This is a genomic window from Sphingomonas sp. (genome assembly GCF_965248875.1).
Classification (GTDB): domain Bacteria; phylum Pseudomonadota; class Alphaproteobacteria; order Sphingomonadales; family Sphingomonadaceae; genus Sphingomonas.
The window spans coordinates 152,888-170,393 of record NZ_CBDFKR010000004.1; the positions used below are offsets into that span (position 1 = coordinate 152,888).

The 17,506-nt window shown below is 68.8% G+C and carries 17 protein-coding genes; 9 read left to right on the top strand and 8 right to left on the bottom strand.

Going from position 1 to position 17,506, the window contains the following annotated elements; all coding sequences use genetic code 11:
- Positions 1-138 precede the first annotated feature (138 nt).
- The 4 genes from ACP2AD_RS03255 (at position 139) to ACP2AD_RS03270 (ending at position 5,844) form a co-directional block, all read left to right on the top strand.
- Positions 139-2,283 (top strand): GumC family protein, encoded by a 2,145-nt coding sequence (locus ACP2AD_RS03255; protein WP_425228648.1) that lies wholly within the window; start codon positions 139-141, stop codon positions 2,281-2,283.
- 13 nt (positions 2,284-2,296) lie between these two features.
- A complete protein-coding gene (locus tag ACP2AD_RS03260; RefSeq protein ID WP_425228649.1) occupies positions 2,297-3,088 on the top strand; it encodes a family 16 glycosylhydrolase in 792 nt (263 codons plus the stop codon).
- A 108-nt stretch (positions 3,089-3,196) separates the two neighbouring features.
- Positions 3,197-4,360 (top strand): glycosyltransferase, encoded by a 1,164-nt coding sequence (locus ACP2AD_RS03265; protein WP_425228650.1) that lies wholly within the window; start codon positions 3,197-3,199, stop codon positions 4,358-4,360.
- Positions 4,357-5,844: a glycosyltransferase family 39 protein gene (locus ACP2AD_RS03270; protein ID WP_425228651.1), complete on the top strand. Its 1,488-nt coding sequence runs from the start codon at positions 4,357-4,359 to the stop codon at positions 5,842-5,844. The genes ACP2AD_RS03265 and ACP2AD_RS03270 overlap by 4 nt, the downstream gene beginning before the upstream one ends.
- Here ACP2AD_RS03270 and ACP2AD_RS03275 read toward each other — a convergent pair.
- Positions 5,841-6,761 carry a DUF6625 family protein gene (locus ACP2AD_RS03275; RefSeq protein WP_425228652.1) on the bottom strand — a complete coding sequence of 307 codons (921 nt, stop codon included), beginning with the start codon at positions 6,759-6,761 and terminating at the stop codon, positions 5,841-5,843. The genes ACP2AD_RS03270 and ACP2AD_RS03275 overlap by 4 nt on opposite strands.
- 214 nt (positions 6,762-6,975) lie before the next feature.
- Between ACP2AD_RS03275 and ACP2AD_RS03280 the strand changes: the two genes are divergently transcribed.
- The 4 genes from ACP2AD_RS03280 to ACP2AD_RS03295 all read left to right on the top strand — a co-directional run bounded on the left by ACP2AD_RS03280 (position 6,976) and on the right by ACP2AD_RS03295 (position 11,997).
- The gene (locus ACP2AD_RS03280; protein WP_425228653.1) at positions 6,976-7,932 is read left to right on the top strand and encodes a glycosyltransferase family 2 protein; all 957 of its coding nucleotides are present in this window, start codon (positions 6,976-6,978) and stop codon (positions 7,930-7,932) included.
- Positions 7,933-9,306, top strand: coding sequence for an O-antigen ligase family protein (locus ACP2AD_RS03285; protein ID WP_425228654.1), 1,374 nt, complete (start codon positions 7,933-7,935; stop codon positions 9,304-9,306). It abuts the gene before it with no gap.
- 56 nt (positions 9,307-9,362) lie between these two features.
- Positions 9,363-10,631 (top strand): outer membrane beta-barrel protein, encoded by a 1,269-nt coding sequence (locus tag ACP2AD_RS03290; protein WP_425228655.1) that lies wholly within the window; start codon positions 9,363-9,365, stop codon positions 10,629-10,631.
- 127 nt (positions 10,632-10,758) lie between these two features.
- Positions 10,759-11,997 carry a cell wall hydrolase gene (locus tag ACP2AD_RS03295; RefSeq protein WP_425228656.1) on the top strand — a complete coding sequence of 413 codons (1,239 nt, stop codon included), beginning with the start codon at positions 10,759-10,761 and terminating at the stop codon, positions 11,995-11,997.
- Between the two features lie 15 nt (positions 11,998-12,012).
- Here the strand turns inward: ACP2AD_RS03295 and ACP2AD_RS03300 are convergent, their stop codons facing one another.
- The 5 genes from ACP2AD_RS03300 to ACP2AD_RS03320 all read right to left on the bottom strand — a co-directional run bounded on the left by ACP2AD_RS03300 (position 12,013) and on the right by ACP2AD_RS03320 (position 15,242).
- Positions 12,013-12,165 carry a hypothetical protein gene (locus ACP2AD_RS03300; RefSeq protein WP_425228657.1) on the bottom strand — a complete coding sequence of 51 codons (153 nt, stop codon included), beginning with the start codon at positions 12,163-12,165 and terminating at the stop codon, positions 12,013-12,015.
- Positions 12,166-12,209: 44 nt separating this feature from the next.
- Complete coding sequence (gene rfbD, locus ACP2AD_RS03305; protein ID WP_425228658.1) at positions 12,210-13,118, bottom strand: dTDP-4-dehydrorhamnose reductase; 909 nt, start codon at positions 13,116-13,118, stop codon at positions 12,210-12,212.
- Positions 13,115-14,167 carry a dTDP-glucose 4,6-dehydratase gene (gene rfbB, locus ACP2AD_RS03310; RefSeq protein WP_425228659.1) on the bottom strand — a complete coding sequence of 351 codons (1,053 nt, stop codon included), beginning with the start codon at positions 14,165-14,167 and terminating at the stop codon, positions 13,115-13,117. The genes rfbD and rfbB overlap by 4 nt, the downstream gene beginning before the upstream one ends.
- 10 nt (positions 14,168-14,177) lie before the next feature.
- Entirely contained in the window at positions 14,178-14,744 is a 567-nt protein-coding gene (gene rfbC, locus ACP2AD_RS03315; RefSeq protein WP_425228660.1) for a dTDP-4-dehydrorhamnose 3,5-epimerase, read from the bottom strand.
- 126 nt (positions 14,745-14,870) lie between these two features.
- Positions 14,871-15,242, bottom strand: a complete 372-nt coding sequence (locus ACP2AD_RS03320) for a hypothetical protein (RefSeq protein WP_425228661.1) — start codon at positions 15,240-15,242, stop codon at positions 14,871-14,873.
- Between ACP2AD_RS03320 and ACP2AD_RS03325 the strand changes: the two genes are divergently transcribed.
- Entirely contained in the window at positions 15,226-16,014 is a 789-nt protein-coding gene (locus ACP2AD_RS03325) for a family 16 glycosylhydrolase (RefSeq protein ID WP_425228662.1), read from the top strand. The two genes, ACP2AD_RS03320 and ACP2AD_RS03325, sit on opposite strands and share 17 nt — an antisense overlap.
- Before the next feature lie 80 nt (positions 16,015-16,094).
- Here the strand turns inward: ACP2AD_RS03325 and ACP2AD_RS03330 are convergent, their stop codons facing one another.
- Both ACP2AD_RS03330 and ribH read right to left on the bottom strand, forming a co-directional pair.
- Complete coding sequence (locus tag ACP2AD_RS03330; protein WP_425228663.1) at positions 16,095-16,928, bottom strand: PEPxxWA-CTERM sorting domain-containing protein; 834 nt, start codon at positions 16,926-16,928, stop codon at positions 16,095-16,097.
- 128 nt (positions 16,929-17,056) lie between these two features.
- Positions 17,057-17,476: a 6,7-dimethyl-8-ribityllumazine synthase gene (ribH, locus tag ACP2AD_RS03335; RefSeq protein WP_425228664.1), complete on the bottom strand. Its 420-nt coding sequence runs from the start codon at positions 17,474-17,476 to the stop codon at positions 17,057-17,059.
- Between the last annotated feature and the right edge of the window lie 30 nt (positions 17,477-17,506).

Here is a 17,506-nt window from a genome sequence, read left to right on the forward strand (position 1 = left end):
TTTCGCGGTGTACGGCCTCGGCTGTCGCCGGTCGGGCGGCGGGATCACCCGATTGCCGACCATTGAACAAGGACTGTTTCTTTGACCGTAGCGACTGCCGAGCCGGCCGAGCCTCTGGAGGCCGAGGCAACGCAAGATGTGAACGAGACAGCCGTCGGCAACAGCTCGCTGTTGCCCGACCCGAAGACGCTGCTGATCATCTTTTTTCGCCGCCTGTGGATTTTTCTCGTCGTCTTCGCCTTGATCCTCGGCGCGGCGATCGCCTACGCCAATCTGGCGCCGCGCAAATACACGTCGCTGGCGACCGCGCTGGTCGAGCCGCGCGGCGGCGATCCGGTGCAGGCGACGGCGGGCGCGCCGGGGGACCAGGCGCCGTCATCGGACGTCATCGACACGCAGATCCTCCTGTTCGACGCGCCGCAGCTGTCGGCAAGGACGGTGATCGCGCTCGGCCTGCTCGACGATCCGCTGTTCGCGGGCGCCGCGCCCGATCAGACCGGGCCGCTGACGCCGGTGCAGGAGCGCAACCGGCTCGCCACCGCGGCACAGCGGCTGCGGTCGACAGTCAGCATCCGCCGCGCCGGCCAGACCGCGCTCATCCAGGTCGCGGCAACGACGGTGTCGCCGACGCTGTCGGCGCGCATCGCCAATGAGTATATCACCCAGTATCTGGCCACCATCGACGAGGAGAAGACCCGCTCCGCGCAGCAGATGAACCAGCAGATCAACAGCCGCCTCGACCAGCTCCGGCTGGAAGCGGAGCACGCCGATGCGTCGCTGCAGGCGTACAAGATCGCCAATGGGCTGATGAGCGCCGAGGGTGCGACGCTCGCCGAACAGGAATCGTCGTCGCTCAACACCCAGGTCCAGCAGCAGCGCGCGGACCTGGCCGAGAAGCAGAGCCGCCTCGCGACCGCGCGTCAGCAGCTGCGCAGCGGCGGCGGCGGCAGCGACGTCAGCGCGTCGCTTGGCTCGGGCACGGTCGGTGCGCTGCGGACGGCCGAAGCCGAGAGCAGCCGCAACCTGGCTCAGCTGCGGGCGCGTTATGGCCCGCGGCATCCGGCGGTGGATCAGGAACAGCGGCGACTGACCGACGTCCAGGCGCGCATCCAGGAAGAGATCGACCGCATCCTGTCGAGCATGCAGGGCGAGGTGAATGTCGCCGCCTCCAAGCTGAGCGCGCTGCAGTCGGGCGAAGGGCAGGCGCGGACCCGGCTCGCCGCCAATGCACAGGCGCAGGTCGGCTTTCTGGAGCTGCAGCGCAAGGCGGAGGCCGCGCGCGTCGTCTATGAGGCGTTCCTCAACAAATCGCGCGGCACGGCGGCGCGCGACGGCATCGAGCAGCCGCTCGCCAGCCGAGCGTCGACCGCCATTCCGGCGACCGGGCCGTCATCGCCCAACGTCCGCCTGATCTACCTGATCGGCCTGTTGGGTGCGCTGGTCGCCTCGACGCTGGCGGTCGTCGTCGCGGAGTTCCTCGACAGCGGCATCAAGACCAAGGCGGACGTCGAACGGCGACTGGGCGCGCGCTATCTCGGCTCGATCCCCGACGTCGAATCGACGCTGGACGGGTTACGCGCGACCGAGCCGCCGCAGGACTATATCGTCTCGCACCCGCTCTCGACCTTCGCCGAGGCGCTGCGCAACCTTCGCGCGTCCGTCACGCTGCGCGGCAATCGCCGGCCCAAGGTGATCGCGGTCACCTCCGCCCTGCCGCGCGAAGGCAAGACCACCACCGCGCTGTGCCTGGCGCGGACGCTGGCACTGTCCGGCGCGTCCACGGTGCTGGTCGACTGCGATATCCGTCGCCACTCGGCCAGCGACGCGCTGCTGAACGGGCGCGAGGGGCAGCTGCTCGACGTGCTCGCCGGCCATGTGCCGGTCGACCGGGCGTTGCTGGACGACGAGGCGACCGGCCTCAAGATCCTGGGGACGCATCGTGCGCCGCAGGGCGGCCGCGATCTGCTCGCGTCCGAGCTGGTCAGCGCGTTGCTGGCGGACCTCAAGGCACGGTTCGACTTCGTGGTGATCGACACCGCGCCGGTGCTGGGCATCGCCGACGCGCGGCTGGTCGCCAGCCTAGCCGACGCGGTGCTGCTGCTCGCGCGCTGGCGGCACACGTCGCTGCGCGCGGCGGATACGGCGCTGGACCTGCTGATCGGCGCGCGCGCCAAGGTCTATGGCGTCGCACTGACCCAGGTCGATATCCGCAAGTTCGGCAGTACCGGACAGGAGGACGTTTATGGCTATCACAAACAGTTCAAGGGCTATTACGTCAACTGACCGGGCGCGGGCGATGCGTGCGGGTGCGGCCGCGGCGTTGCTGGCCCTCGCCACCGCCTGCAACGCGGCGGCCGGGGCGGGGCAGGGCAACGCGTCGGCCCAGCCGGCCCCGCCACCGACCGGCGGGTCGTTCTTTGACGGGTTCGACCGGCTCGACACGAGCCGGTGGATGGTGTCGGACGGCTGGGTCAACGGCGACCATCAGGGCTGCGCCTGGTCGCGCGCCAACGCCTATGTGCAGGGCGGCAAGCTGCAGATGACGCTGGGCCGCGCCGTCGACCGTCTGCGCCCGTATCGCTGCGCCGAAATCCGCACCTATGCGACGCTCGGCTACGGGACGTTCGAGGCGCGGTTGAGGACCGCCGCGGGATCGGGGCTGAACACCGCGTTCTTCAGCTATGTCAACGGCGTGGCGGACGAGCTCGACTTCGAGTTCCTGGGCCGCAACCCGCAGACCGTGCAGCTCAACTATTGGCAGCATGGGCATGGCGGGCATGAGAGTACGCCTGCGTTGGGCTTCGATGCGTCGGCGGCGTTCAACAATTATGCTTTTGTCTGGGGACCGGAGAGTGCGCGCTGGTACGTGAATGGCCGGCTGGTGCGCGAGGAGCATGGCGCGGCCATTCCCACTACGCCCGCAAACCTGTTCCTCTCGCTGTGGAGCGGCAGCGGGTCGAGCGACGCCTGGCTGGGCCCGCTCGACGCGAGCCGCACGCCGGTGCTGGCCGAGGTCGACTGGGTCGCGTTCACCAAGGCGGGCGAACATTGCCTGTTCCCGCAGTCGATCACATGCGCGCCGCGTTGACGATCGGCGCCGCTGCGAGGCGTGCGGGGCAGCGGGCACGGTCGGCCAGCCGCAACGACGCTCCAGGCCGGGCGCGAGGTGCGGGGTGGCATGGAAAGGACTGACGCGATGACCGTCCTGCCGCCCGCCGCCGCGCGGTTCGCGGCGCCGATGCTGTCGGTGGTGGTGCCGACCTATAACGAGCGCGCCAACATGGCGGCGCTGGTGGCGGCGGTGCGCGACGCGCTCGGCGATCTGTCGTGGGAGATGCTGATCGTCGACGACGACAGCCCGGACGGGACGTTCGACGAGGTCGCGCGGCTGGCGCGCGACGAGCCGCGGGTCCGCTGTCTGCGCCGCGTCGGCCGCCGCGGGCTGGCATCGGCGGTGATCGAGGGCGCGCTGGTCGCCAATGGCGATGCGGTCGCGGTGATGGACGCCGATTTCCAGCACGACGAGACCAGGCTGCCCGCGATGTACGACATGCTGATGTCAACCGATTCGGACCTGGTGGTCGGCACCCGCTACGCGCTGGGTGGGGGCGTCGGCAGCTGGGATCAGAAGCGCCAGCGGATGAGCGGCCTCGCCACGACGCTGAGCCGCTTTCTGGTCGGCGATCAGACCAGCGACCCGATGAGCGGCTTCTTCATGGTCAGACGCGCGGTGTTCGCCGCGTCGGTCTATGACCTGTCGCAGCAGGGCTACAAGATCCTGCTCGACATCATCAGCTCCGCGCCCAGGCCGCTCAAGATCGCCGAAATACCCTATGAGTTCCGCAACCGGCGCGAGGGCGAGAGCAAGATCAGCGTGATGGTCCTGGCGGAATTCGCCTTTCTGCTGATCGAGAAGGTCTCGCGCGGCCTCATCCCGCCCAGGTTCGTGCTGTTCTCGATCGTCGGCGGGCTGGGGCTGGTCGTCCATCTCGCCATCCTGGAGGCATGCAAGCACCTGTTCGGGCTGGCATTCCTTCCCGCGCAGGGGGCGGCGATCGGCGGCGCGATGCTGTTCAACTTCGCCGTCAACAACAACTTCACCTACCATGACCGCCGGTTGAGCGGGAGCCGGCTCATCACCGGCGCGATCCTGTTCTGCATCGTCTGCAGCGTCGGCGCGCTCGCCAATGTCGGTGTCGCCGAGCTGGCGATCGAACGGACGCACAGCTGGTCGCTGGCGGGGGTCGCAGGGGCGCTCATGGGCGCGGTGTTCAATTTCGGCGCGGCGAGCAGCATCGTCTGGGGGCTGCGCAAGCCGAAGCGGGTCGCCGGACCCGCACCGGCGCTGGCCGCGGGGTGAGCGAGGGCGCGACGCCGCGGACGGCCGTCCACGGCATTGGCCCGACGCTGGTGCTGGTGGTCGCGCTGGCGCTGGCGCTGCGTCTGGCGGGGCTGCACTATTCGCTGTGGAACGACGAGGTCGCCTCCACGCAGTTTGCGGCCGCACCCGTCCACCTTCTCTGGTCGAACTGGATGGTGCGCGAGACCAACCCCCCGCTTTATTACACGCTGCTGCACGGCTGGATCGCGCTGTTTGGGGACGCGGACGCGACGCTACGGCTGATGTCGGTGCTGTTCGGCTGCATCGGCGTCGCGGCCGTGTACCTCCTCGGCCGCCGCGCAGGCGGAGCGCGCGCGGGGCTGTTGTCGGCGTTGCTCGTGGCGCTGTCGGCGCAGCACGTGATGTATAGCCAGCAGGTCCGCGGCTATGTGCTCGGCCATGCCGCCGCGGTGGCTGCGATCCTCGCGGTGGTGGTGTTCCTGGCACCGGACGCGCCGCAGCGGCGCGGGCGGCTGCTGCTCGGCTATGCCGCCGCCTGCACGGTGGCGTTGTACGCGCACACGACCTTCTTCCTGCTGCCCGCCGTCCTCAACGCCTATGTCCTGCCCCTGCTGGCGATGCGGCGGCAGTGGCGGGCGGCAGGCGCATGGATCGCCGCCAACGCAGCGGTGCTGCTGCTGTGGGCGTGGTGGGCGCACCTGACGCTGGTGCAGGCGGGGACGCGCAGGACGATCGGCTGGATCGGTCCGCCGTCGCTGCCCTACGCGGTGCGGATGACGATGGAGAGCTACCTGCCGTGGCAGCTCGGCCCGGTGCAGTTCGCGGTGGCGCTGGTGATGGTCGCAGCGGCGGGGACGGCCGCGCGGCGCTGGCGGCGACGGGCCGAGCTGCTGCTGCTGCCCTTCCTCGCGATCGCCACCCCGGCGCTGCTGTTCGTGCTGAGCCAGCGTGTGCCGATGTTCCTGGACCGCACCGTCTACTGGTCCAGCGCTCCCTTTCTGGTCACGGTCGCCGCCGGGCTGGCCGGTCTGCGCCCCCGGCCGCTGATGATCGCCGGGGTGGCGGCCGCCGTGCTCGCGACGGCGGCGGGCTGGCTGGTCTGGTATCCCACCCGCGAAATCGAGCCGTGGCGGGCAATCGTGGCAAGCATCGAGCGGCAAGCGCCCGGCGCGGCGGTGCTGGTCAGCGGCAAGCAGCCGGCGTTGGACCTGCTGCGCTACTGCCGGGCACCACGCTGTTCGCTGTCGATCGTCGGGCTGCCATCCGCGCAGGCAGATGCCTGGGCCTCCGGATTCGCGGTGCCGGGGATGATCTCCCCCGACGCGGCGAACCGGCTGCTGGCGCGAAGCGGCCGCCTGGTCGCGGTGCGATGGATGGGACAGGACCCGGCGCGGGTCGTGCGCCCGCGCCTGCGCCCGGTGCCGCTTGCCCTGCCGGTCGGCGATCGCACCAGTGTGGAGGCGGCGCTGTGGCGAGCCGCCGGAGATCCCGCCGCCCGCTAATCCAATGCGGTGAAGCCGTCGGCTCCGATCCGGAATGCGTCCGGCCGTCCGGCCGCCAGGTGATCGATCGAATCGAGGCGCTTCCAGACGGCCACGTCACCATCGACCCAGCGGCTCGACTGCCAGTTGGTGAAGTGAAGATACAGGAACTCGCGGTCGCCGGCCCCTGTGGCCGTCAGCCGGCCCCTCCGCCAATACCAGAACTCGGGATAGTTCGTGCTGCCGTCGATCCACGGCAGCGGCCACAGGGCGGAGGAATGCTGCTCAACGAAATAGCCCTTGGCGGGCAGCGACGGGGAGCGCAGGCGCTGCCTGACACGGGCGAACCAAGTATCGCCGCGCAGCTCGCTGAACAGATGCGACCATTGAAACTCGTCGAATCCGCGATGATCGGGCCGGCTGAGCAGGCCCCGCCACCCACGCACGCGCTTAAACGAGGCGTTGAGCCGGGGGCTATTGCGGATCAGGGTTAGATGGCCGGCGGTGATCAGCGGATGCGACGAGATGATGTCGTGCTCGAACACCGTCGCATCGTAGATCGCGCGGATGTCGCCATAGATGACGTCGATGTCGCCGAAACCCCAGAAATCATACCCGGCGATCAGCTCCGGATGCAGATAGCCGAGCACGGGCTTGAGGTCGCAGAGCTTATACGCCGAGGGCCAGGCGCATTCGATCCCCAGGCGAGCGGCGACCAGAGCGCGGTATCCGGCGAAACTGTGGGTGACGAACGACACGTTCGGCGGCACGTCCGCCGGCGGCTCCGCGTCCCCGATGATCGCCCAGTGCACGGTGGGATTGTACCGGCACGAGGCGAGGAAGAAGCGCATCCACGCCGGCCACGGACCGAACCAGGTAAGCAGGATGACAAGCGACGCCTGCGCCGGAGCGCCGGTCGCCGGGGAGTCAGCGGTCATGCATTCTTCCGTCACACGCAATCCGGCACCACTCCCGCAGCCATGTGGCGGCGGACGCTTCCTATCCGGCAAACCTAAACAGGCGGCTTACTCCCGCCTCTGACGCGCCATCCGGGCCGATGCAAGGCGAGACCGCCGGGCGGCGGCTGCCGGGCCGGCGATCGGTGCGGCCGATGATGGATTAGTAAGGCGCCACGCGGTAGGCCGGACGGGCATGCAGGCGTCGATCATCATCCCGACCTTCAACCGGCTCTGGAGCCTGCCGGACGCGATCGCCTCCTGCCCGCGGCGCGACGATATCGAGATCATCGTCGTCGACGACGGCAGTACCGACGGCAGCTGGGACTGGTTGCAGGAGCAGCCAGGCGTTCGCGCCATCCGCCAGCCCAATTGGGGCAAGCCGGCGGCGGTGAACGCGGGGCTGGCCGCGGCGCGCGGCGACTATGTCCGCTTTCTCGATTCCGACGACCTGCTGGTCGACGCCGCCGTCCTCGATCAGCTTCGCTTGGCGCAGGATCGGCGCGCGGACATCTGCGTCGCGGGCTATTGGGCGGTGTACGAGGCGACGGGCGGGCGTGTCCTGCATGACTGGGTCGACTGCGGCGACTTCCTCGCCCAGCAACTCGGCGAGTGCGACAGCTCGCATTACGCGGCCTATTGGTTCCGGCGCGACTTCCTTGCGGGACTGGCGCATCGGCCCGATTTCGCCTTCCGCGACGATCGCATGTTCGTGATCGAATGCGCCCTGCGCGCGCCGACGGTCGCCGCTTACCCCGAACCGACCCTGCTGCATCGCCATCACGGGCGGGAGCGTATCCAGTTCCAGCCGGGGTCCGTCGCCGTCGTGACGAATTGGCAGGAGCTGCAGATGTACCGTAAGATTTATGGGCTGCTGAACGACCGCGGGCTGGCGACGCGCCGTCGCGTCGTGGCGCTGGCAAAAAACCTCTGGCCGCTGGCGTTGCGAATCGCCGCCTATAACCGCCGTGAAGCGCGTGATACGCTGCAATGGATGCGCTCGCTCGATCCGGCGTTCGTCGTCCCGCGACACGGGGTGCACAGGCTTTACCGCGCGCTGGGCTTTACGGTCGCGCAAACGATCGTGAACGCCGCGCGCAAGGGGCGCAATGCCGGCCGCGGCCTAGCCGCCCTGCGCAAGGGCGCCGCCTAGATGCGCGGCGCGATCCTGACGCGCGACGCCGCCGCGGGGCGCTCGGTGCGGGCGCCGGGCCAGTCTCGGGTATGGCGGCCTGGTCCGCGGACGCATCAGCTGATCGCGGCCGGGACGGTTCTCGCGTTCGGATCGATCAATCTGTTCGGGCAGCTCAGCGTGCTGCTGTTCTTTGCGGGCACGGCCGCGGTCGTCGCCTTCAATCCGATCGCCAACGCGCGCGACCTGATCAAGTTCTCGCCGCTGCTGCTGATCCCGATCGTCGCGATGATCTCGACCATCTGGTCCGACGCGCCGCAGCGGACGATGCGGGCGGCGCTTGAACTGCTGATCACCTTCGCAGCCGCCATTCTGATCTGCCGAAATCTGCGGCCCGACCGGTTGCTGCTGGCGATGCTGATCGCGTTCGCGGCGACGATCATGACCGTGCTGCCCCTGGCGCCCGGCAGTCTGGCCGGCCATTATCCGCTGGTCGCATGGTGGGGGAGCAAGAACTCGGTCGGGTTCGCCGGCTATATGGTCGTCGCGCTGTCGCTGTGCGTGATGTTCGACCGCGCCCAGCCGCGGGTCGCGCGGATCGCGAGTTTGATCCTGATTCCACCGGGTCTGCTGGTCGCCTATCTCGCGCAGTCCGGCGGATCGATCTCCACCATCGCGTTGACGGTGCTGATCTTTCCGCCGCTGGCGCTGCTGGCGGCGATGAAGCCGCCGTTGCGGGTGATGGTGATCATCTTCGTCCTGCTGTTGTTCGGGATCGCGTGCTTTTTTCTCCCGGACATCAACGCGGCCGTCGCAGATTTCCGCGTCAACGTCCTGAAGAAGGACGCGACGCTGACCGGACGAACCTATTTGTGGGATTTCGCCAGCCGGCTGGCGACCGCGCGGCCATGGCTCGGCTATGGTTATGGCGCGTTCTGGCGGCAGGGGAACATCGACGCCGAGGGGCTGTGGCGGTGGGGCGGGATCGCCAGCCGCAACGGGTTCAATTTCCACAATGCGTTTGTGGAGATGCGCATCGACATGGGCCTGATCGGCATGGGGCTGCTGCTCGCCTATTGCGCGATCATCGGTCTGGCGGCGCTGGTGCGTCAGGCGGTTGCGCCCAGCGTGTCGCTCGCAGGGTTCATTGCGCTGGTCGCGGTCATCTATGTCCACAGCTATGTCGAAGACGGCATCGTCGCGCCGTTCAGCCTGGCGACGGTGATCTGGGTCGCCACCTTCGTCTATGCGGTGACGCCCGCGTCGGCGGACGGGCTGACCCCCATCGTCCCGGCCGGCGAGCCGTCGACCGGCGGCCCGATCAGGACGCCTCGCCGCGCCCGGTCGCCGTTGCTCGGGCGCGGCCTGGATCGCCGGTGGCGGGGCGCCGGGTGACAGTGGTCAGACGCGCGCAAACTCCCTATGACACTGTTCATCAAAGGGGATTGCTGATGCGTAAGGTGCTGATCCGGACGGGAGCCGCGTGTTTGGTGGGGCTGGCGGCGACGCCCGCCGCGGCCCAGGTCGTGATCGAAGGACAGGGCGTCGCCGATCGGCCGCGCCCGGATTACGACGCCGTCGGTTCGCCGTTTCTGGGCTCATGGCGGGCTTATCCCTCGATCTGGCTGATCGGCGAGGCGACCGACAATTACCTCGCGACCGACACCAACCGGCGCAGCGACGCCTATCTCTCGGTCGTGCCCGAGGTCTATTTCAAGGACAATGGCGGCCCCAACCGGCTGGAGGCGCACGCCTTCTTCAGCCAGAGCGTACACGCCAATCTGCCCAACGAGAATGCGGCTTCCGGCGGCGTCTCGATCAGCTCCGCCTATGAACCCGCACGCGACACGCAGCTGCGCGCCGACATTTCGGCCGCGCATTATGTGGAGAGCCGGTCCAGCCTCGGCGCGTTCCAGGCCGCAGCCGATCCGGTGAAGTTCGAAGCCTATCACGCGGGGCTGGGCGTCACCCACAGCTTCGTCGACCTCAGCCTCGGTCTCAACGCGGCGCTCGACCGCGATCAGTTCCACGACACCCATCTCGCCAACGGCACGCCGATCGACCAGGATTACCGCGACGTCCGCACCGCCACCGTCGGCGCCACCGCGAATTACGCGCTGCGCAACGGTATCGGGCTGGTGCTCTCGGGCAGCTATGTCGACGAACGATATGACCTTCGTCCCGGCAAGAACGGCTTCTCGCCCCTCACCAACATCGATCGCGATTCGTCGGGCTACAACATCACGGGGGGCGTCAGCCTCGAGCTTACCCACCTGGTCTTCGGGACGATCCAGGTTGGCTATCTGTCGCGAAACTACACCGATCCGCGGCTGAACGACTTCAGCGGCCTGTCGTTCAGCGGCGACGTGCTGTGGAACGTCACGCCGCTGACCTCGCTGCGCTTTCGGGCCAGCCGTTCGGTGCAGGATACGTCATCGACCTTCATCGCCGGCAACACGCGCAGCGATTTTCGTGTCTCTGTCGACCACGAGCTCTACCGCTACATCATCCTGTCGGGCGATGCCTTTTACGGCCATTTCAGCCCCAACGGGCCCGGTATCGGCGGCGATGAATATTCGGTCGGGGCGAGCGCGCGTTATCTCATCGACCGCCGCTATTCTGTGAGCGGCGGCGTCCGCCATTCGGGCCGGAGCTCCGACGCACAGGCGCTGCGCTATCAGGCCAACTACCTGACGCTCAGCTTCCGCGCCGCCTTTTAGGCGCTCGATCCGCTGTACCGGTGTGGGACGGCGTTCCCGCCCGGCAGCACCGATTGCCCCGGACGGGGACGCGATGCGGCAAAGCGCACGTGCGTTTGCGGCTGAATCAGGGTATCGGCGCCGCGTCATGTCGACCATCGCTCTTCATGCGGCCCCCGGACGCCGCCTCGTTCTCTGGCGCGAGGGCGACATTGCGCTCTGGATCGTGACGGTCCTGACGCTCGCCTTCGTCGCCGCGGTCATCACCGGCCAGATCGGCCCGTGGCGGACGCAGACGCTTCATCCCGCCACGGGCGCGGCGCAGCAGCCGCCATCGCCGCGCCTGCTCGACCAGCGGGTGCTGCCGATCTCGGCCGAGACCGCAGCCGAGGTCAACGCCGCCCGGCCGATCGTCGCCGGCGCGGTCGTCCCGGCGCAGCCGTTCCGCTTCGCCGGCACGCCCGCGATGCTGGAGCGCGCGACGGACTGCCTTGCCGCCGCAGGATGGTATGAGGCGGGCGACGACGCCAGCGGCCAGCGCGCGGTGATGCAGGTCATCCTCAATCGTGCGCGGCACCCCTCCTTCCCATCGACGGTATGCGGCGTCGTGTTCGAGGGATCATCGAGGGCGACGGGGTGTCAGTTCACCTTCACCTGCGACGGCGCGATCGTCGGCCGCACGCCGTCGGCCGCCGCCTGGCAGCGGGCGCGGGCCGCAGCGGCGGCGGCGCTGGCCGGGACGGTCGACGCCCGGGTCGGCTACGCCACCTTTTACCACGCCAATTACGTCGTGCCCTACTGGGCGGCGTCGTTCGACAAGAACGCCCAGGTCGGCCTGCACCTGTTCTACCGTTGGAAGGGATTCTGGGGAACGCGCGGCGCGTTTCGGCAGCAGGTGACCGGCGACGAGCCAGCGCTGGCGGCGATGGCGCGCTTCGCTTCCGCCTCGACCAATCCAGACGGCATCCCGCCACCCGTGCTCGACCCGGCGACGGTGGCGGCCGAACTGGGCACGCCGGCCGTCCCGCCGCCGCCGATCGCCGTCGAAGGTGTCCGCGAGAAGTCGCTGCGTGGCGCGCTGGTGCGCGGCCATGCCGACAACCAGTTCTTCCTCCAGCTCGATCCGGCGGTCTTTCCCGGTAATTACGCGACCGCATCGGTGGCGCTGTGCCGGGGCAAGCCGAGCTGCACCGTGCTCGGGTGGCGCGATCCGGCGCAGATGGGCGGCTCGCTGCCGCTCACCGACGCCCAGCGGGCTGGATTGAGCTTCTACTTCGTTGCGAATGGCGACGGCGCGTTTCGGGCGGTGTGGAATTGTCAGCAGACGCCGCGGAGCAACCAGGCCCAGTGCCTCGCCCCGGCCGGGCCGCTCCCGCAGCTCGGCTGACCCGGCAGCGTCAGATCAGCCGTGCGCGCCAGGAATCAGCGCGTGCAGGAAACGCGTCACCGGTTCGCGGAAGATGAAGCAGGTCGCGACAAAGGCGACCGGCCAGCGCAGCGCCTCGATCAGCCTGATGGTGAACGTCTTCCAGTTCATCTGCGTCGCTTCGTCCATCATCATCTCCTGAACGGGTAGGACGCCTGCGACCACCATCTGGTTCAATCGCCGCCGTGAGAGACCGCGGTCGCCGGGCCGATCAGCTCGTCAAGGATGTCGCCCAGCGCCGCCTGCCAAGGACGGGGCTCGATGCCATAGGCGGCGCGGATGGCGTCATGGCTGAGCATCGAATTGGAGGGGCGGCGCGCTGGCGTGGGATAATCGCTGGTCGCGATGCCCTCGACCGTTGCGCCGGGGCCGCCACGCACCACACTCTGCGCGAAGATCTCGCGTGCAAAGCCGGCCCAGGTCACGGGACCGGCATTGCTGAAGTGATAGACGCCGGACGGCACGGCCGGATCGTCCGCCAGCCGCATCGCGATCGTCGCCAGCACCTGCGCCAGATCGGCGGCGGCGGTCGGGCTGCCGTGCTGGTCGTCGACCACCCGCAGCGTGTCGCGGTCGGCTGCCAGGCGAAGCATGGTCTTGACGAAGTTGGCGCCGTGCGCGCTCACAACCCAGGCGGTGCGGACGATCGCGTGACGCGCGCCGGCAGTGCGGACCGCCAGCTCGCCGCCGAGCTTAGACGCGCCATAGACGCCGAGCGGGCCGACCGCATCGTCCGGCTCCCACGCGCCCTGTTTGTCACCGGCGAAAACATAGTCGGTGGAGACCTGGACGAGCGGGATGCCCGCCTTGGCGCACGCCGCTCCGAATGCCGCGGGGGCGAGCGCGTTGACCTGCCAGGCGAGCAGCTGGTCGCTCTCCGCCTTGTCGACGGCGGTGTAGGCCGCGCCGTTGATGACCGCGGCCCAGGGGCGCTCCGCCACCTTGGCCGCGATCGCGGCCATGTCGGTGAAGTCGAGATCGGCGACGTCGATCGCCACCACCTCCCACCCTGCCGGCCACGCGCAGCGCTGCAACTCGGTGCCGAGCTGGCCGCCGCCGCCGGTGACGAGCACCTGCCTCATGCCGCTACGCCGCGCCGCTCGGCCGCCTTCGCTGCAACCAGTGGCCGCCACCAGGCTTCATTCCCGAGATACCATTCGACGGTCTTCGCGATGCCGCTTTCGAACGTTTCCCGCGGCTGCCAGCCGAGCTCGTCGCGGATGCGGCTGGCGTCGATGGCGTAGCGCTTGTCGTGGCCCGGGCGGTCGGCGACATAGGCGAGCTGCGCGGCGTAGCTTGCGCCGTCATGACGCGGGCGCAGCCGGTCGAGATGCGCGCAGACGGCGTGCACGACCTCCAGGTTCTGCTTCTCGTTGTTGCCGCCGACATTGTAGGTTCGTCCGACCGCGCCGCGCTCGAACACCGCCTGCAGCGCGCGGACATGGTCCTCGACGAACAGCCAGTCGCGGACCTGATCGCCCTTGCCATAGACCGGCAGGCTCTCGCCCGCGAGCGCGCGGACGATCATCAGCGGGATCAGCTTCTCCGGGAAGTGGTACGGCCCGTAATTGTTCGAGCAGTTGGTGATGAGAACGGGCAGGCCATAGGTGTGGCCCCAGGCGCTGACGAGATGGTCGGACCCCGCCTTCGACGCCGAATAGGGCGAGCGCGGGTCGTAGGGCGTCTCCTCGGTGAACAGCCCCGTCTCGCCGAGCGAGCCATATACCTCGTCCGTCGAGATATGGTGGAAGCGGAACGCGCGCTGTGCCTCGCCGTCCAGCGCCTGCCAATAGCAGCGCGCCTCGCTCAGCATCGCGAACGTGCCGACCAGATTTGTCTCGATGAACGCGCCCGGGCCGTCGATCGAGCGGTCGACATGGCTCTCCGCCGCCAGATGCGTGACGATGCCGGGCCGGAACGATCCGATTGCGGCACGCACCGCGTCGCGGTCGCAGATGTCGCCCTGCACGAAGCGATAGCGGTCGCTTCCGGCCACCTTCTCGACCGTCGACAGCGTGCCGGCATAGGTCAGCTTGTCGAAATTGAGCACCTCGTGCGAGGTGTTCGCGATAAGATGACGGACCAGCGCCGAGCCGATGAAGCCGGCGCCGCCGGTGACGAAGATGCGCATCGACAGGTCCTCAGGCGAGCGGCGTCAGGGGCGCGCCGTCATAGGCGAAGGGGGAGCGCCAGCCGGCCAGCAGCGGCAGCGCCGCGTCCTTGGGCGACAGCGCCGGCGCTGTTCCGGCCGGCAGCGGCCAGTCGATGCCGATCGCCGGATCGTCCCAGCGCAGCCCGCCGTCGCTCTGCGGCGCGTACAGCGAGGATACCTTGTACGAGACCTCGCAGTCTGGCTCCAGCGTCAGGAAGCCATGGGCAAACCCGACCGGCACGAACAACTGGCTGCCATTTTCCGCGGACAGCTCCGCCCCGACCCACTGTCCGAAGGTCGGCGACCCGTTACGAACGTCGACGGCGACGTCGAAAATGCGGCCGCGGATGCAGCGGACAAGCTTCGCCTGGCCGTGTGGCGGCGCCTGAAAATGCAGACCGCGCAGGGTAAAGGCGGGCACCGACAACGAGTGATTGTCCTGGACGAAGCGGCAGTCGATGCCGCGAGCCGCGAACGCCGCCTCGCTATATATTTCGGTGAACCAGCCGCGCGCGTCGCCGTGCCGCTTTGCGGTGATGAGCTGGACGGGTGACATCGACCGTGCGGTAGTGCGCTTGGTCCCGTCGCACAACGGGCGGCCGGCGGGAGATCCCCGCCCTTCTGCGCCGCTCAGGGAGCAGCGCCGCTTTTCACCTTAGTCACAAAGACTTGGCCGCGCCGTTTACCCGGCATTAGTTTCTGCCGCGCATTGTTCGGCCTCCCCTTGAAGCGAGGTCATCATGCGCCGGTCATCCATTGCGACACTGGTTCTCACGGTCGGCTCGGGCGCGTTGCTGACGGGGTGCGGCGCCGGGGGAGGCGCTGCAAGCGCGAGCGCCATCACCTCGGCCGGGGCGGTCACCGTCGTTTCGGGCGCGACCGCCAGCGACCCTGTCGGGATGGCCGCCGCCACGGCCGCCGTCACGGTCTTGCCGGCGACGTCGCCCGCGCCGGCGGCGGCTACCGCACCGGCCGTGACGGTCGCGCCGACGACGGCGGCGGCGGCCGCAACGGTGGCGGCGACCACGACGGCCACGGTGACGGGCGCCGCCATCGTCACGGCCGCCGCGACGGCTGCTGCCGCTCCGGCGACACCGGCAGCGGCGGCGAGCGGCGATGCGGACGCCGCGGCGCTGCGCCGGGCGGTCGCGCCGCTCCCGCCGCTGAACCTGACCGATATGCGGCTGTGGAACTACGCCGGCCGCTGGCACGCGTCCGAATGGGACAATGGCATGGGGCCGATCCCGTGGCGCTACAATCACATCGCTCAGCCGTCAGGCGGCGACACCTTCTTCACGCTCGACGCGAACGGCGCGCCGCAGCTGCAGGCCATGGGCGGTACGCCCGTCTACACCCGCGGTCTGTGGGAGACGGAGGTCACGCTGCCGCAGCTGCGCCCCGGGCTGATCGTCGCGCCGTTGTGGCTGTGGGACGATGCCAGCCGCGACGAGGTCGACTTCGAGTTCGCCGGGCGCAACGGGCTCGACGTGACGCTCCACGCCGCACTTAACGGGCAGATGCAGCAGTCCACCGTGCGGCTGTTTGCGGGCCGGGACATGTCGGGGGAGCGACATCGGTTCGGGATCAAGATCGACGATGGGGCCGGCACCGTCGACATGTTCCTGGATGGCGCGCTCGTTCAGCGCTGGACACGCAGCGCCATGAGCTTCTTCGTCTCGCACCCGCTGAAGCCGATGATCGAGATGTGGCCAGCCGACCCGAACAATGGCGGGTTCGTTTCCTGGGCGGGCAGGTGGACGGGGATCGCGGCGGGCGATTCGCTGCGCATGACCGTCCATGGCTATGCCTATTCGGCGGCGAACTGACAGCCGTCGACGACCCGCACACAGCAAAAGAGCCGCCGGTCGTGAGACCGGCGGCTCTTTTGCTTAGGCAGTTCGACGGATCAGGCGATCGCGCCGGCCGTGATCTCGCGGATCTTGGTGTCGAACTTCGCGTCCGACCGCCGCGCCACACGCCGCAGCGCGAAGCCCGCCAGGCCGAAGCCCAGGATCATCAGCGCCCAGCTGGCGGGCTCGGGCACCGCGCCGACCGACGGCGGGGTGACGACCGGGCCGGTGCCGACATTGATCAGGCCACCGTTGATGCCCTGCGTGAAGTCGTAATAGTTGTCGCCCGGATCGACGTCATTGACGGCAAAGGCGAGGCTGCCATCCTGCAGTGCGGTGAACAGCGACGCGAGCGTAACCGGATTGACGCTGGAGAAGAAGCCGGTCGCCAGCACGTTGTCACCAAAGCCGAGGCCGGTCGAGGTGGGATTGCCGTTGCTGTCGGTCACGGTCGTCGCGACGGCCGACCAGTTGCCGAAGTTGATCCCGTCGACCGTGAAGGTGTTGTCGTTGAAGTCGAAATCGCCCGGCGCGTTGTCGCCATCGTACAGCGTGATGCGGAACGATGCGCCGGTCAGCCCACCGCCCAAAGCCGACAGCACCGTCGACGTGAAGCCCGTCTGCGTGCCGAACACCAGCGGGTTGCCATTGGACGTGCCCGGCTTGGTCGCGGGATCGGTGGAGAAGCCGACGAACAGCGAAGCGGCAGAGAGCTGCGACACGATGCGGTTGCCGTTCGTGCCGGTGAGGTCAACGACGACGCCGCCGACCTTGGTCACGCCTGCGGGAAGCGCGCCGCCCGTCGGCGAGGTGGTGGTGGTCTGCGCATACGCCGCGCCGCTGAAGAACAGCGTGCCGACCGCGGCTGCCTGAACAAGCTTCTTGAACATTTATCTTCCCCCAAGGAACCAAACGACGAATCGTTGGCGCCTCGTTAATCTCTCCGTAAGCATATGCAAGTCCAGGGGAGGTCGCTGGCCGGCGGGCTGTTCCTGTTCGGGACAGATCGGCGCAGGTCTCAGCCAAATCGTTCTTTCAGCGCCATCATCGCCAACGCCGCCCGCGCCGCGCCGCCGCCCTTGTCCAGCTCGTCCGGCCGGGCCCGCGCCATTGCCTGCGCCTCGTTCTCTACCGTCAGCACGCCGTTGCCGATCGCCAGCCCGTCGAGCGTCAGCGCCATCAGCGCGCGCGCGCTCTCGTTCGCGACGACCTCGAAATGATAGGTCTCGCCGCGGATGACGACGCCCAGCGCGACATAGCCGTCATATCGTCCGCTCTCCGCGGCGAGCGCGATCGCGCCGGGCAGTTCCAGCGCGCCCGGCACGGTCACGACCTCGTGCGTATGCCCCGCGGCCTTCACCACCGCCCGGGCGCCCGCGATCAGCAGGTCGTTGAGATGATCGTAGAACCGCGCCTCGGCGATCAGGATGTGGGGCATTGCGCTCCTTCCGTCGATCCCACCCGCCAA

Excerpts from the sequence above, each read along its gene's own strand:
- ACP2AD_RS03260 (WP_425228649.1), top strand. The coding sequence starts at position 2,297 with ATGCGTGCGGGTGCGGCCGCGGCGTTGCTGGCCCTCGCCACCGCCTGC.
- ACP2AD_RS03265 (WP_425228650.1), top strand. The coding sequence starts at position 3,197 with ATGACCGTCCTGCCGCCCGCCGCCGCGCGGTTCGCGGCGCCGATGCTG.
- ACP2AD_RS03275 (WP_425228652.1), bottom strand. The coding sequence starts at position 6,761 with ATGACCGCTGACTCCCCGGCGACCGGCGCTCCGGCGCAGGCGTCGCTT.
- ACP2AD_RS03280 (WP_425228653.1), top strand. The coding sequence starts at position 6,976 with ATGCAGGCGTCGATCATCATCCCGACCTTCAACCGGCTCTGGAGCCTG.
- ACP2AD_RS03285 (WP_425228654.1), top strand. The coding sequence starts at position 7,933 with ATGCGCGGCGCGATCCTGACGCGCGACGCCGCCGCGGGGCGCTCGGTG.
- ACP2AD_RS03290 (WP_425228655.1), top strand. The coding sequence starts at position 9,363 with ATGCGTAAGGTGCTGATCCGGACGGGAGCCGCGTGTTTGGTGGGGCTG.
- ACP2AD_RS03295 (WP_425228656.1), top strand. The coding sequence starts at position 10,759 with ATGTCGACCATCGCTCTTCATGCGGCCCCCGGACGCCGCCTCGTTCTC.
- ACP2AD_RS03300 (WP_425228657.1), bottom strand. The coding sequence starts at position 12,165 with ATGGACGAAGCGACGCAGATGAACTGGAAGACGTTCACCATCAGGCTG.
- rfbD (WP_425228658.1), bottom strand. The coding sequence starts at position 13,118 with ATGAGGCAGGTGCTCGTCACCGGCGGCGGCGGCCAGCTCGGCACCGAG.
- rfbB (WP_425228659.1), bottom strand. The coding sequence starts at position 14,167 with ATGCGCATCTTCGTCACCGGCGGCGCCGGCTTCATCGGCTCGGCGCTG.
- rfbC (WP_425228660.1), bottom strand. The coding sequence starts at position 14,744 with ATGTCACCCGTCCAGCTCATCACCGCAAAGCGGCACGGCGACGCGCGC.
- ACP2AD_RS03320 (WP_425228661.1), bottom strand. The coding sequence starts at position 15,242 with ATGGCGGCGCCCGTCACCGTGGCCGTCGTGGTCGCCGCCACCGTTGCG.
- ACP2AD_RS03330 (WP_425228663.1), bottom strand. The coding sequence starts at position 16,928 with ATGTTCAAGAAGCTTGTTCAGGCAGCCGCGGTCGGCACGCTGTTCTTC.
- ribH (WP_425228664.1), bottom strand. The coding sequence starts at position 17,476 with ATGCCCCACATCCTGATCGCCGAGGCGCGGTTCTACGATCATCTCAAC.